At 72.3% G+C, this 11,924-nt stretch carries 10 protein-coding genes and 2 pseudogenes; 5 read left to right on the plus strand and 7 right to left on the minus strand.

Features of this window, described 5'->3' with window-relative positions:
• A pseudogene (locus tag AB0F10_RS40435) lies at positions 1-490 on the minus strand (helix-turn-helix transcriptional regulator); the annotation flags it as partial.
• Positions 491-623: 133 nt separating this feature from the next.
• On the opposite strand from AB0F10_RS40435, the gene AB0F10_RS40440 reads away from it, so the two are divergent.
• A complete protein-coding gene (locus AB0F10_RS40440) occupies positions 624-1,289 on the plus strand; it encodes an alpha/beta fold hydrolase (protein ID WP_360638269.1) in 666 nt (221 codons plus the stop codon).
• A gap of 46 nt (positions 1,290-1,335) precedes the next feature.
• Here the strand turns inward: AB0F10_RS40440 and glpK (AB0F10_RS40445) are convergent, their stop codons facing one another.
• On the minus strand, positions 1,336-2,829 hold the full coding sequence (gene glpK, locus AB0F10_RS40445) for a glycerol kinase GlpK (RefSeq protein WP_360638272.1): 1,494 nt from the start codon (positions 2,827-2,829) through the stop codon (positions 1,336-1,338).
• A 19-nt stretch (positions 2,830-2,848) separates the two neighbouring features.
• Positions 2,849-3,604 (minus strand): IclR family transcriptional regulator, encoded by a 756-nt coding sequence (locus tag AB0F10_RS40450; protein ID WP_360638275.1) that lies wholly within the window; start codon positions 3,602-3,604, stop codon positions 2,849-2,851.
• Between the two features lie 126 nt (positions 3,605-3,730).
• Here AB0F10_RS40450 and AB0F10_RS40455 point away from each other — a divergent pair, with 126 nt between their 5' ends.
• The 4 genes from AB0F10_RS40455 (at position 3,731) to AB0F10_RS40470 (ending at position 9,141) form a co-directional block, all read left to right on the plus strand.
• A complete protein-coding gene (locus AB0F10_RS40455) occupies positions 3,731-4,570 on the plus strand; it encodes an MIP/aquaporin family protein (protein WP_360638278.1) in 840 nt (279 codons plus the stop codon).
• Entirely contained in the window at positions 4,563-6,080 is a 1,518-nt protein-coding gene (gene glpK / locus AB0F10_RS40460; protein ID WP_360638281.1) for a glycerol kinase GlpK, read from the plus strand. Before AB0F10_RS40455 ends, glpK (AB0F10_RS40460) begins: the two co-directional genes overlap by 8 nt.
• Entirely contained in the window at positions 6,073-7,779 is a 1,707-nt protein-coding gene (locus tag AB0F10_RS40465) for a glycerol-3-phosphate dehydrogenase/oxidase (RefSeq protein ID WP_360638284.1), read from the plus strand. The genes glpK (AB0F10_RS40460) and AB0F10_RS40465 overlap by 8 nt, the downstream gene beginning before the upstream one ends.
• Before the next feature lie 96 nt (positions 7,780-7,875).
• Complete coding sequence (locus AB0F10_RS40470; RefSeq protein ID WP_360638287.1) at positions 7,876-9,141, plus strand: hypothetical protein; 1,266 nt, start codon at positions 7,876-7,878, stop codon at positions 9,139-9,141.
• Positions 9,142-9,305: 164 nt separating this feature from the next.
• Here the strand turns inward: AB0F10_RS40470 and AB0F10_RS40475 are convergent, their stop codons facing one another.
• From AB0F10_RS40475 to AB0F10_RS40490, 4 genes and pseudogenes are all read right to left on the minus strand, one after another.
• Positions 9,306-9,848, minus strand: a complete 543-nt coding sequence (locus tag AB0F10_RS40475) for a PAS domain-containing protein (RefSeq protein ID WP_360638289.1) — start codon at positions 9,846-9,848, stop codon at positions 9,306-9,308.
• A 90-nt stretch (positions 9,849-9,938) separates the two neighbouring features.
• A complete protein-coding gene (locus AB0F10_RS40480) occupies positions 9,939-11,114 on the minus strand; it encodes a glycoside hydrolase family 3 N-terminal domain-containing protein (RefSeq protein ID WP_360638292.1) in 1,176 nt (391 codons plus the stop codon).
• A gap of 27 nt (positions 11,115-11,141) precedes the next feature.
• Positions 11,142-11,507, minus strand: coding sequence for an arsenate reductase family protein (locus tag AB0F10_RS40485; RefSeq protein ID WP_360638295.1), 366 nt, complete (start codon positions 11,505-11,507; stop codon positions 11,142-11,144).
• A gap of 81 nt (positions 11,508-11,588) precedes the next feature.
• A pseudogene (locus tag AB0F10_RS40490) lies at positions 11,589-11,924 on the minus strand (hypothetical protein); the annotation flags it as partial.

Genomic DNA, 11,924 nt, shown 5'->3' on the forward strand with positions numbered 1-11,924 from the left:
GCCGTTCGCCGCGCCGGCCCAGCAGGCCGGCGAGGTCCAGGTGGGCGGCCCGGCGCCGCGCGTGCGGGGCGTCGTAGTAGACGACCGCGCGCAGCACGGCCGGCAGGAACTGCACCTCGGTGGCGGTGACCGTGACCAGGCACGCCTGCTCGGCGGCGACGAGGTCCTCGGTGCCGGTCGCGGCCAGCAGCTCGCCGGCGGTCAGGTCCGGGTCCGCGGCGGCGAGCAGCAGGGCGCGGCGGGCCGGGGCGGGCAGCCCGGCGACGGCGGCGCGGCAGGAGCGGCCGAGCGGGCTGGTCAGCGGCAGGGTGCACGGCGGCGGCAGGCTGCCGCGGATCTGCCCAGGCGTCAGCGTCCCGGCGAGCTCGATCAGGACGTCGGGGTCGCCGCCCGCGAGCCGGATCAGCGCGGTGAGCACCTCCTCGGGCAGGCCGGGCAGGCGCTCGGCCAGCAGATCCCGGCAGGCGCCGTCATCAAGGGCTTCTTGCACTATTGGTGCAATTACCATGCGACCCAGTTTCCGGCGTGATCACCCACCAACGCAAGGCCGGTGATTTCACCGATGTGTCAAAACTGTTGCCGGCGCAGGCTGCGAAGACCATCGATGCCCCCTGGAGGTTCCCTTGCGCCGGACGTTCGCAATCCTGCTCGCCGTCGTGGCCGCGATCGCGGTCGCGCCCGCGGCCCCCGCCGCCGCGGCCGCACGCACCCCGGTCGTCTTCGTGCACGGCTTCACCGGCAGCGCCTCGAACTGGGCCACCGCCCAGAGCGTGTTCCGGGCCGCGGGCTACAGCAGCAGCGAGCTGTACGCCTACGAGTACAACTCCTACGGCGACAACGTGACCAACGCCCGCGGGCTGGCCACCTTCGTCAGCCAGGTCCGCAGCCGCACCGGTGCCGCCAAGGTCGACATCGTGAACCACTCGATGGGCGGCCTGGTCAGCCTCTGGTACCTCAAGCAGCTGGGCGGCGCGCAGTACGTCAACCACCTGGCATCGCTGGCCGGCGCCAACCACGGCACCACGTCCGCGGGCGCCTGCCTGATCTACGTCACCTGCCAGCAGATGTACCCGGGCTCGGCGTTCATCAACACCCTCAGCGCCGGCGACGAGACGCCCGGCGCGACGCGGTACGCCACCTGGTACTCGGCGTGCGACGGCATCATCATCCCCTACACCAGCACGGTGCTCAGCGGCGCGACCAACAACGCGGTGCTGTGCCAGACCCACCTCGGCTACCTCACCGACACGACGGTGTTGTCGCAGGTCCGCAGCTTCCTGAGCAGCTGACCCCGCACCACCACCGACGGCCGTACGCCGACCGGGCGTGCGGCCGTCAGGCGGGTTTGATCCAGTCGAAGGTGCGCTCGACGGCCCGGCGCCAGTTGTCGTACTCGCGGTCGCGCAGCACCGGGTCCATCGCCGGCATCCACTGTGCCGCCCGGTGCCAGTTGCGCCGCAGATCCTCCAGGTCCGGCCAGTAGCCGACCGCGAGACCCGCGGCGTACGCGGCGCCCAGCGACACCGTCTCGCTGGCCAGCGGCCGCACCACCGGCACGTCCAGCACGTCGGCGATGAACTGCATCAGCAGGTTGTCCGCGGTCATCCCGCCGTCGACCTTGAGCGTCTTGAGGGTCAGCCCGGAGTTGGCGTTCATCGCGTCGACGACCTCGCGGGTCTGCCAGGCGGTCGCCTCCAGCACCGCCCGGGCCAGGTGACCCTTGGTGATGTAGGAGGTCAGCCCCACGATCACGCCGCGGGCCTCGCTGCGCCAGTGCGGCGCGTACAGGCCGGAGAAGGCCGGGACGATGTAGCAGCCGCCGTTGTCGCTGACGGTGCGGGCCAGGGTCTCGATCTCCGGCGCGCTGGCGATCAGCTCCAGCTGGTCGCGGAACCACTGCACCAGCGAGCCGGTGATCGCGATCGAGCCCTCCAGGGCGTACTGGGCGGGCTCGCCGGCGAGCTGGTACGCGACCGTGGTGAGCAGCCCGTGCGTCGAGCGGACCAGCTCCGTACCCGTGTTGAGCAGCAGGAAGCTCCCGGTCCCGTACGTGCATTTGGCCTCGCCGGGGGTGAAGCAGGTCTGCCCGAACAGCGCGGCCTGCTGGTCGCCGAGCGCGGCGCCGATGCGTACGCCCGGGAACGCGGCCTCGGCCGTGCCGAAGACCGCGACCGACGCCCGCACCTCCGGCAGCATCGCCGGGGGGATGCCGAAGAACTCGCACGCCTGCGGCGACCATCGCAGGCTGCGCACGTCCAGCAGCATCGTGCGGCTGGCGTTGGTGACGTCGGTGACGTGCAGGCCGCCGGTGAGGTTCCAGATCAGCCAGGTCTCCATCGTGCCGAAGAGCACCTCGCCGCGCTCGGCGCGTTCCCGCAGCCCGGGCGTGTGATCGAGCATCCAGCTCATCCGCGGCCCGGAGAAGTACGTGGCCAGCGGCAGGCCGCAGCGCTCCTGCACCTCGTCGGCGCCGGGCGCGGCCAGCAGCGCGTTGACCAGGGCGTCGGTGCGGGTGTCCTGCCAGACGATGGCCCGGCCGACCGGCACGCCGGTGTGCCGGTCCCAGAGCACGGTGGTCTCGCGCTGGTTGGCGATCCCGACGGCGGCGACCTGCTCGGTGGTGATCCCGGCGCGGTTCAGGGCGAGGGGACCGAGCCGCTCGACGTTGCGCCAGATCTCCGCCGCGTCGTGCTCGACCCAGCCGGGCCTCGGGAAGTGCTGCTTGTGCTCCTGCTGAGCCAGGGAGACGAGCTGGCCGCGGCGATCGAACACGATGCACCGCGTCGATGTGGTGCCCTGGTCGATGGCGACCACGTAGCGCTCGGTCATCGGTGCCTCCCCTTAGGTCTCAGTGCCGGGCGGCCCCGAGATCCCGGGAGACCGCGCGGGCGGCGTCCCGGACGTAGCCGACCAGTCGCGGGTGCGGCCGGTACCTGGTGTCGCACATCCGTTCGACGAGGCCCGAGACGCCGATCGCGCCGACGACCAGGCCGCCGTACCCCCGGATCGGCGCGGCGATCGCCGCCTCGCCGAGGGTGAGCTCCTCGATCTCCGCGCCCCACCCGGCCAGCCGCACCTGCTCCAGGGCCGCGGCGAGTTCGCGGGGCGAGACGACCGTGCGCCGGGTGAACCGTTCGAGCTCCGCGGGCGGCAGCGCGGACCGGTACGCGAGCAGCACCTTGCCCAGCGCGGTGGCGTGCAGCGGCAGGAGCGTGCCGATGTCCAGGGTCTGGAACGTGTCGTCGGGCCGGAACACGTGGTGCACGACCAGCACCCGGCCCTCGAGGACGGTGCCGATCCGGACGGCCTCGCCGCTGCGCGCGGCGAGCGGGTCCGCCCAGTTGATCGATCGGGAGCGCAGTTCGTTGATGTCCAGATAGCTGGTGCCGAGGTGCAGCAGGGCCGCGCCGAGCTGGTATCGGCCGGACACCCGGTCCTGCTCGACGAAGCCGACATGTTGCAGCGTACGCAGGATGCCGTGGGTCGTCCCCTTGGCGAGATCGAGGGATTTTGCGATCTCGCCAAGGCCCAGCCGGCCCGTGCCACCGGCGAGCATCCGCAGGATCGCGGCCGCTCGCTCGATCGACTGCACCGTGCCGGGCACGTTTCGGATGCTATGCCAATCCGTAACGACGCGCGCACGCTGAGCGTTCGACAATGTCGAACGCCGTTCATTGCCGGTGCCCGTGCGCGTCCATAGCGTCGGGTCACATCGGACCCTGGAGGGCACATGGCAGAACGACTGAAGATCCCGGGATTGCTCGGCGAACTCGCCGCCGAGTTCGCCGGGACCATGATCCTCATTCTCTTCGGCTGCGGCGTCGTCGCGCAGGTGGTGGCCGGCGGCTTCGGCGACCACGACAGCATCGCCTGGGCCTGGGGCCTGGGCGTCGTGTTCGGCGTCTACGTGGCGGGCCGGATCAGCGGCGCGCACCTCAACCCGGCGGTCACCATCGCGCTCGCGGTCTTCAAGGGCTTCGAATGGCGCAAGGTGGCGCCCTACTCCCTGGCCCAGTTCCTCGGCGCGTTCGTCGCCGCCCTGCTGGTGCGCTGGAACTACACCGAGGCGCTGCACGCGGCCGACCCCGGCCTCACCATCAAGACGCAAGGGGTGTTCTCCACCCTGCCGGGCAATGGGGCATTGCCGGTCAACGAGTGGGGCGCGCTGCGCGACCAGGTCATCGGCACCGCCATCCTGCTGTTCCTCATCCTGGCGGTCACCGACGCGGCGAGCACTCCCCCGGGCGCCAACCTGGCGCCGTTCATCATCGGCCTGATCGTCGTCGCCATCGGCATGGCCTGGGGCACCAACGCCGGCTATGCGATCAACCCCGCGCGTGACTTCGGGCCGCGACTCGCCAGCTTCTTCACCGGATACGGTGGCGCGTTCCGAGATCAGACGGGTTACCTGTACTTCTGGGTCCCGATCATCGGCCCGATCATCGGCGGGATCGTGGGCGCCGGTCTCTATCAGGGACTGGTAGGACGGTTCCTGCCGATGGCCGGCCCGCCGGAGCCCGGCAGAATTCCGACACCGCCAACCGAGCACGTGGAGGCAAACCGTGGCTGACTTCGTCGCCGCCGTAGACCAGGGCACGACCAGCACCCGATTCATGATCTTTGATCACGGTGGGAACGAGGTCGGCCGCCACCAGCTCGAGCACCAGCAGATCCTGCCGCAGGCCGGCTGGGTGGAGCACAACCCGATCGAGATCTGGGACCGGACCGTCTCGGTCATGCGCACCGCGATGCAGCAGGCCAACCTGCAGGCGAGCGACCTGGCCGCGCTGGGCGTCACCAACCAGCGCGAGACGACGGTGGTGTGGGACCGGCGCACCGGGCGCCCCTACTACAACGCGATCGTCTGGCAGGACACCCGCACCGACCGGATCGCCTCGGCGCTCGACCGCGACGGCCGCGGCGACGTCATCCGACGCAAGGCCGGCCTGCCGCCGGCCACCTACTTCTCCGGCGGCAAGATCCAGTGGATCCTGGAGAACGTCGACGGGGTCCGCGAGGCGGCCGAGCGCGGCGACGCGGTCTTCGGCAACACCGACAGCTGGCTGCTCTGGCACCTCACCGGCGGCGTCGAGGGCGGCAACCACGTCACGGACGTGACCAACGCCAGCCGCACGATGCTGATGAACCTCGAGACCCTGGACTGGGACGACGAGCTGCTCTCGTTCTTCGGCATCCCCCGGCAGATGCTCCCGGAGATCCGGCCGTCGTCGGACCCCAACACCTACGGCATGGCGCACGCGAAGGGCCCGCTGGGCGGCGACGTCCCGCTCACCGGCGACCTCGGCGACCAGCAGGCGGCCACGGTCGGCCAGGTCTGCTTCGCGCCCGGCGAGGCCAAGAACACCTACGGTACGGGCAACTTCATGCTGCTCAACACCGGCACGGAGCTGGTGCGCTCGAACAACGGCCTGCTCACCACGGTCTGCTACAAGCTCGGCGACGCCGCGCCCGTCTACGCCCTCGAGGGCTCGATCGCGGTCACCGGCTCGGCGGTGCAGTGGCTGCGCGACCAGTTGCACATCATCAACGAGGCCTCGGAGAGCGAGACCCTGGCCTCGACGGTCGAGGACACCGGCGGCGTCTACTTCGTGCCGGCGTTCTCCGGGCTGTTCGCGCCCTACTGGCGCTCGGACGCCCGCGGCGCGATCGTCGGGCTGTCGCGCTTCAACACCAGCGCGCACCTGGCCCGGGCCGCCCTGGAGTCCATCTGCTACCAGAGCCGCGACGTCGTCGAGGCGATGGCGCAGGACTCCGGCGTCACCCTGGACGTGCTCAAGGTGGACGGCGGCATCACGGCCAACTCGCTGTGCATGCAGATCCAGGCGGACGTGCTCGGCGTCGCGGTGAGCCGGCCGGTCGTGGCCGAGACCACCGCGCTCGGCGCCGCCTACGCGGCCGGGCTCGCGGTCGGCTTCTGGAAGTCGACCGACGAGCTGCGCGACAACTGGAACGAGTCGCAGCGCTGGCAGCCGGCATGGACGCCGGAACAGCGGGAACAGGGATACGGCCGGTGGAAGAAGGCCGTGCAGCGAACTCTCGATTGGGTCGACGTTGATTAATATCAATCTCTCTCCAGCCAGCCGGGAAGCTGCGCTCTCCGCGCTGGCCGACAGCGAGGTCGACGTGCTCGTCGTGGGTGGCGGGGTGGTGGGCGCGGGCTGCGCCCTCGACGCCGCCACCCGCGGCCTTTCCGTCGGCCTGCTCGAGGCGCGCGACTTCGCCTCGGGCACCTCCAGCCGGTCCAGCAAGCTCATCCACGGCGGCCTGCGCTACCTGGAGATGCTGGACTTCGCCCTGGTCCGGGAGGCCCTGCGGGAGCGCGGGCTGATACTCACCCGGCTCGCGCCGCACCTGGCCCGGCCGGTCCCGTTCCTCTACCCCCTGCAGCACCGCGGCTGGGAACGGCTCTACGCCGGAGCCGGGGTGCTGCTCTACGACACGATGGCCGCCGCCGCACCGGGCCTGCCCCGCCACCGGCACCTGTCGCGGCGCGGCGCCCTGCGGGTCTGCCCGGCGCTGCGGCGCGACGCGCTGGTCGGCGCGCTGCAGTACTACGACGCCCAGCTCGACGACGCCCGGCACACCATGTTCCTGGCGCGCACGGCCGCGGCGTACGGCGCGCACGTCGCGTCCCGCGCGGAGGTGGTGGGCTTCCTGCGCGAGGGCGAGCGCGTCACCGGCGTACGGGTGCACGACCTCGAGCACGACAGGACCTTCGAGGTACGGGCCCAGCAGGTCATCAACGCCACGGGCGTATGGACCGACGACACCCAGGCGCTGGTCGGCGAGCGCGGCCTGTTCCACGTGCGGGCGTCGAAGGGCATCCACCTGATCGTGCCCCGCGACCGCATCCAGTCCTCGACGGGCCTGATCAGCCGCACCGCGAGCAGCGTGCTGTTCATCATCCCGTGGGGCCGGCACTGGATCATCGGCACCACCGACACCGACTGGACCCTGGACAAGGCGCACCCGGCCGCGTCCAGCACCGACATCGACTACCTGCTCGACCAGGTCAACCGGGTGCTGGCCACGCCGCTGAGCCGCACCGACGTGCAGGGCGTCTACGCCGGGCTGCGCCCGCTGCTCTCCGGCGAGTCGGAGTCCACGTCGAAGCTGTCCCGCGAGCACACCGTCGCCAGCCCGACACCGGGCCTGGTCGTGGTGGCGGGCGGCAAGTACACGACGTACCGGGTGATGGCCCGCGACGCGGTGGACGCCGCGGTGCACGGCCTCGGCCGCTCGGTGCCCCGCTCGTGCACGGAACGGGTGCCGCTGCTGGGCGCCGAGGGATACACCGCGCTGTGGAACCGCCGCCGGCTGCTCGCGGACTCCTCCGGGCTGCACGTCGCCCGGGTGGAGCACCTGCTCGGCCGGTACGGCTCGCTGATCGACGAGCTGCTCGACCTGATCCGGGCCGATCCGGGCCTGGGCAAGCCGGTCGAGGGCGCGGAGGACCACCTGCGCGCCGAACTCGTGTACGCGGCCAGCCACGAGGGCGCCCGGCACCTGGAGGACGTGCTCACCCGGCGTACCCGGATCTCGATCGGGACGTTCGACCGCGGCATCGCGGCCGCGCCGGTGGCGGCCGACCTGATGGGCCCGGTCCTGGGCTGGACCGCCGAGCAGACGGAACGGGAGGTGCGGCACTACCGGCTGCGCGTCGAGGCGGAACGCGCGTCGCAGGAGCAGCCGGACGACGAGACGGCCGACGCCGCGCGCCTCGGCGCCCCGGAGGTCATACCGCTCCGGACGCCCTGACCCCACCGGTTTTCGAAACAATTCGCCCTAGGGCTTCGACATCGATGTATGCGAATGTGAAGCCTGGAGTTCCGGGAACCGAGGGTAGGAGTCCGCATGGGGGCAGAGGTTCACACCTGGGCGCGCCGGCTGCTCGGCGCGGGGCTGGCGGCCGCGATGATCGTCGCGGGGCCGGCCGCCCCGGCCGCGGCGGCGGCGCCGGTGCTGCTGAGCGACGACTTCGCCGACGGCGACGCGGCCGGATGGCGGACGTCCGGCGGCCGCTGGTCGGTCGCCGAGGCGAGCCTGCTCCAGGACGACGTGAACGCCAGGGCCGTCGCCCGGGCCGGCGACCAGTCCTGGACGGACTACGCGGTGTCCGCCCGGGTCCGGCCCGCCGCCTACCGTGACGCCGGCTCGTCGGCCGGCGTGCAGGCCCGGGTGCAGAGCGACGGCAGCCACTACTACCTGGTGACCCGCGCCGACGGCACCGTCGAGATCGGCCGGGTGACCGGCGGCCGGTCGACCGCGCTCGCCACCGCGGCCTACCCGGTCGCGACGCAGATCTGGCGGTCGCTGACCCTGATCGTCAAGGGCGCCACCCTCACCGGCGTGGTCAACGGCGAGCCGATGCTGTCCGCCACCGACACCCGCCTCGCCCGCGGCCGCGCCGCGCTCTGCACGACGTACGCCGGCGCCTCGTTCGACGACGTCGTCGTCGGGTCCTACGTGGCCACCGCGCCGGACACCCAGGCCCCGCTCACCCCCGGAAGGCCCCGCGTCGTCGACGTCACGCCGACCACCGCGACGATCTCCTGGTCGCCCACGGTCGACAACGTCGGCGTGGTCGACTACGTGGTCTACAGCGGCGAGCAGTTCTACCAGCAGTACCCGGTGCGCACGGTCACCGGCACCGGGCCGATCACTCTGCCGCTCGGCCCGACCGCGGCCTACATCCACTTCGCGGTCGCGGCGCGCGACGCCGCCGGCAACGTCTCGCCGATCTCGGGGCGCACCAGCATCCCGCAGCCGCCCAGCTTCCCGCGCTCCGGCGACGACAAGGTGGCGCCGACGGCGCCCGGCAACCCGGTGCTGAGCGGCACCACCGCCGACGGCCGGGGCGTCCTGACCTGGGCACCAGCGACCGACAACGTCGGCGTCCGGGAGTATCACGTGCTGCTGACCGTCAACATCGACGAGACCCGGTTGCTCGCCAAGGTCAGCGAGCCGACGGCGACGGTCTCCGTCAGCGGCGCCTACCCGATGGTCCGGATCATCGCGTACGACGCGGCGTGGAACTCGAGCACGAGCGCGACCGTGCCGTACGGGCCGGCACCCACCCCGACCCCGACGGCGCCGCCGCCGGCCCGGAGCGGGTCCTAGGTTCGCGTCGCCGCCGCGTTCAGGCCTGCCGGGCGGCGGCCGCCTGCGGGTGTCGCCGAGCCGCGGCACCCGGGCCTCGAGTTCGCCGTCGGCGGCCCGCGCCGCGATCTCGGCCAGCACGGCCAGCGCCTGCTGTTCCTGCGTCGTGCCGGCCTTCCCGCGGCTCATGCGCCCGCTCCTGCGTTGGTGAGTTCCCATACGAACTCGTCGTATGTCTGGCCGCGCTCGGCGAGCATGTCCTGCAGAAGTTGCCACGAGGCGGCGAGGCCGGCCTGCCCGCCGAGGCGTTCCTCCTCGGCCCGCAGGCGCGCGTAGAGCGCCGCGGCGGCCTCGACCGCGCGTGGCTCGGGCAGCCGCCGGGAGGAGTGGTAGCCCACGATCCGGCCGTCGGCGCCGAACGACGGCGTGACGTGCGCGAGCACCCAGTAGGCGACGCCGTCGCTGGCGAGGTTCACCACGTACGCGAAGATCTCCTGGCCCGCCGTGAGGGAGTCCCACAGCAGCTTGAAGATCACCTTCGGCATGTCGGGGTGCCGGATGATGCTGTGCGGCCGACCGATGACGTCGCGCTCGTCGTATACCGAGATGCGCAGGAAAACGTCGTTGGTGTACGTCAGGCGGCCCTTGAGGTCCGTCTTGGTCACGATGAGCTCGTGCGCGCCGAAGTCGCGCGTCTCACCGGTCAACCGGGTTGCGATCGCCCTCATGGCTGCTCCCACATAGTGGTTAAGACTTGACAACCTCCCCATCGCCGAGGGCCGCTTCCGATGAAGGGGTATCCGGTGGCACGACGGTTGCTAACCCGGCGCCGCCGGTGCCGGGCAGCCGAGCAGGTGCGCGCGGTACTTGGCCTGCAGGACGTGGCCGGCCGCGTCGGCCACCCGGGCCGCGAAGACCGGGGACCGGCGCGCGGCGGCGAGCAGCGACGCGGTCATCGCCGAGACGTTCTGCGGGCGGATCGTCAGCACCAGGTCGCCGCCCGCGTCCACGAAGCGCACCGCCCGGTCGCCGTCCGGCACCGACTCGACGGCGTCCGCCGCGCCCAGGTCGTCGGACATGACCAGGCCGGTGTAGCCCAGCCGCTCGCGCAGCAGGCCCGTGACGATCGGCCGGGAGAACGCCGCGATGGTCGTGGGGTCCAGCCGGGGATACGACGCCAGCGAGATCATCACCCCGGCCGAGCCCTGCCGCATGCCGTCCGCGAACGGGCGCAGGTATTCGTCGTCGGCGGTCGCGGTGCGGTCGACCGCCCGGGTGGACGTGTCGGTGTTGGCATGCACCCGGCCGAGCCCCGGGAAGTGCTTGAGGATCGTCAGCACGCCCGCGCCCTGCGACGCGGCCACGACCGTGCGGACGTCCTCGGCGACCGGGCCGGGGTCGGAGCCGTACTGCCGGTGGAACGCGCCGATGGGCGGGTTGCCCTCGCCCAGGCCGGCCGGCACGGTGTCGGCGACCGGCCCGAGATTGACGGTGACGCCGATCCCCGCCAGGCGCCCGGCGGTGTCGGCGACGGCCCGCCGCAGTTCCTGCCGCGGTCCGCCGCCGAGGCGCTCCGCCGCCGGGATCACCGGGAAGTCGGGTCCCTTCAGGGTCTGCACGCTCCAGCCCTCCTGGTCGACGGCGACGAGCAGGGGCGGGGCGGCGCGGCGCTGCAGGGCGACGATGTCCGCGCGAAGGTCGCCGGCGGGACGCGAGCTGCGACCGGAGAGGAAGACGCCGCCGAGGTGGTAGCGGGCCACCAGCGGCCCGAGCCGGCGCGGCGCGTTCACCGAGACGCCGACCATCAGCACCTGGCCGACGCGCTCCTCGAGCGACATCGCCCCGACGGCCGCCGTCACGCAGGGCGGAAGGCTGCTACCGGGCCCCGGCGCCGGGGAGGTCGCGGGTGGACGGTCCGCGACCGGCGTCTCCGCGCCGACGACGGCGAGCGGGACGAGCACGGCCACCGCGAGACACCACCGCATGATCGTCATCGGTGCCCAGGCTAGCCGGGCGGCGCATCACGCCTGCTGGGCTTCGATGGCCGCCTGGACGGCGTCCGGGGTACGCGCGACGGTGGCGCCGTCGTCGGTGGTGATGATCGGCCGCTGGATCAGTTCCGGGTGCCGGGCCAGGGCCTGCAGCCAGCGGGACCGCGAGGCGTCGTCCCGGGGCCAGTCCCTGACACCGAGTTCCTCGGCGACGGGTTCGCCGAGCCGGACGAGGTGCCACGGTTCCATGTCCAGGCGCGTGAGCACCTCCTCGATCTCGGCCCCGGTGGGCGGCTGTTCGAGGTAGCGCCGGACGGTGTACTCGCTGCCCGCGGCGTCGAGGAGTTCCAGGGCGTTCCGGCACTTCGAGCACTGCGGGTTGATCCAGATCTCCACGGTGAGGATTCTCGCCGGTGCGGACGGCCCCGCACAACGAGCGGCGGGGCCACCGAGGTGGCCCCGCCGATCATCGGGTCGTTACTGGTTGAGGCCGCAGGGCGCGAACCGCTCCAGGCCCTCCGGCCGGGCCGCGGCGCGGCCGATCGCCGTCTCGATCCGGTTGAGCACCGCGACCCGCTTGTCCTGCAGCGGGCCGAGGATCGCGTTGCGGATGAAGTTCGAGCCGCCCTCGCCGACGCTCGACGCCAGCCGCTTGTTCGCCTCGGCGATCTGCGTGTCGAGCAGCTCCAGGTTGCGGGTGACCTCGGCCTGTGCCTGCGCCGGGATGGCCGGCAGGCCGGTCACGTCGGGGCAGTTCACGGTCGGTGCCGCGCCCGCCGCGGCGTCGCCGCCCGCGGCTTCGCCCTGGCCGGC

The organism is Actinoplanes sp. NPDC026623, assembly GCF_040638275.1.
Taxonomy (GTDB): domain Bacteria; phylum Actinomycetota; class Actinomycetes; order Mycobacteriales; family Micromonosporaceae; genus Actinoplanes.

Coding starts and splice junctions, on each gene's coding strand:
- AB0F10_RS40455 (WP_360638278.1), top strand. CDS start 3,731: ATGGCAGAACGACTGAAGATCCCGGGATTGCTCGGCGAACTCGCCGCC.
- AB0F10_RS40470 (WP_360638287.1), top strand. CDS start 7,876: ATGGGGGCAGAGGTTCACACCTGGGCGCGCCGGCTGCTCGGCGCGGGG.
- AB0F10_RS40475 (WP_360638289.1), bottom strand. CDS start 9,848: ATGAGGGCGATCGCAACCCGGTTGACCGGTGAGACGCGCGACTTCGGC.
- glpK (WP_360638272.1), bottom strand. CDS start 2,829: ATGACCGAGCGCTACGTGGTCGCCATCGACCAGGGCACCACATCGACG.
- AB0F10_RS40480 (WP_360638292.1), bottom strand. CDS start 11,114: ATGACGATCATGCGGTGGTGTCTCGCGGTGGCCGTGCTCGTCCCGCTC.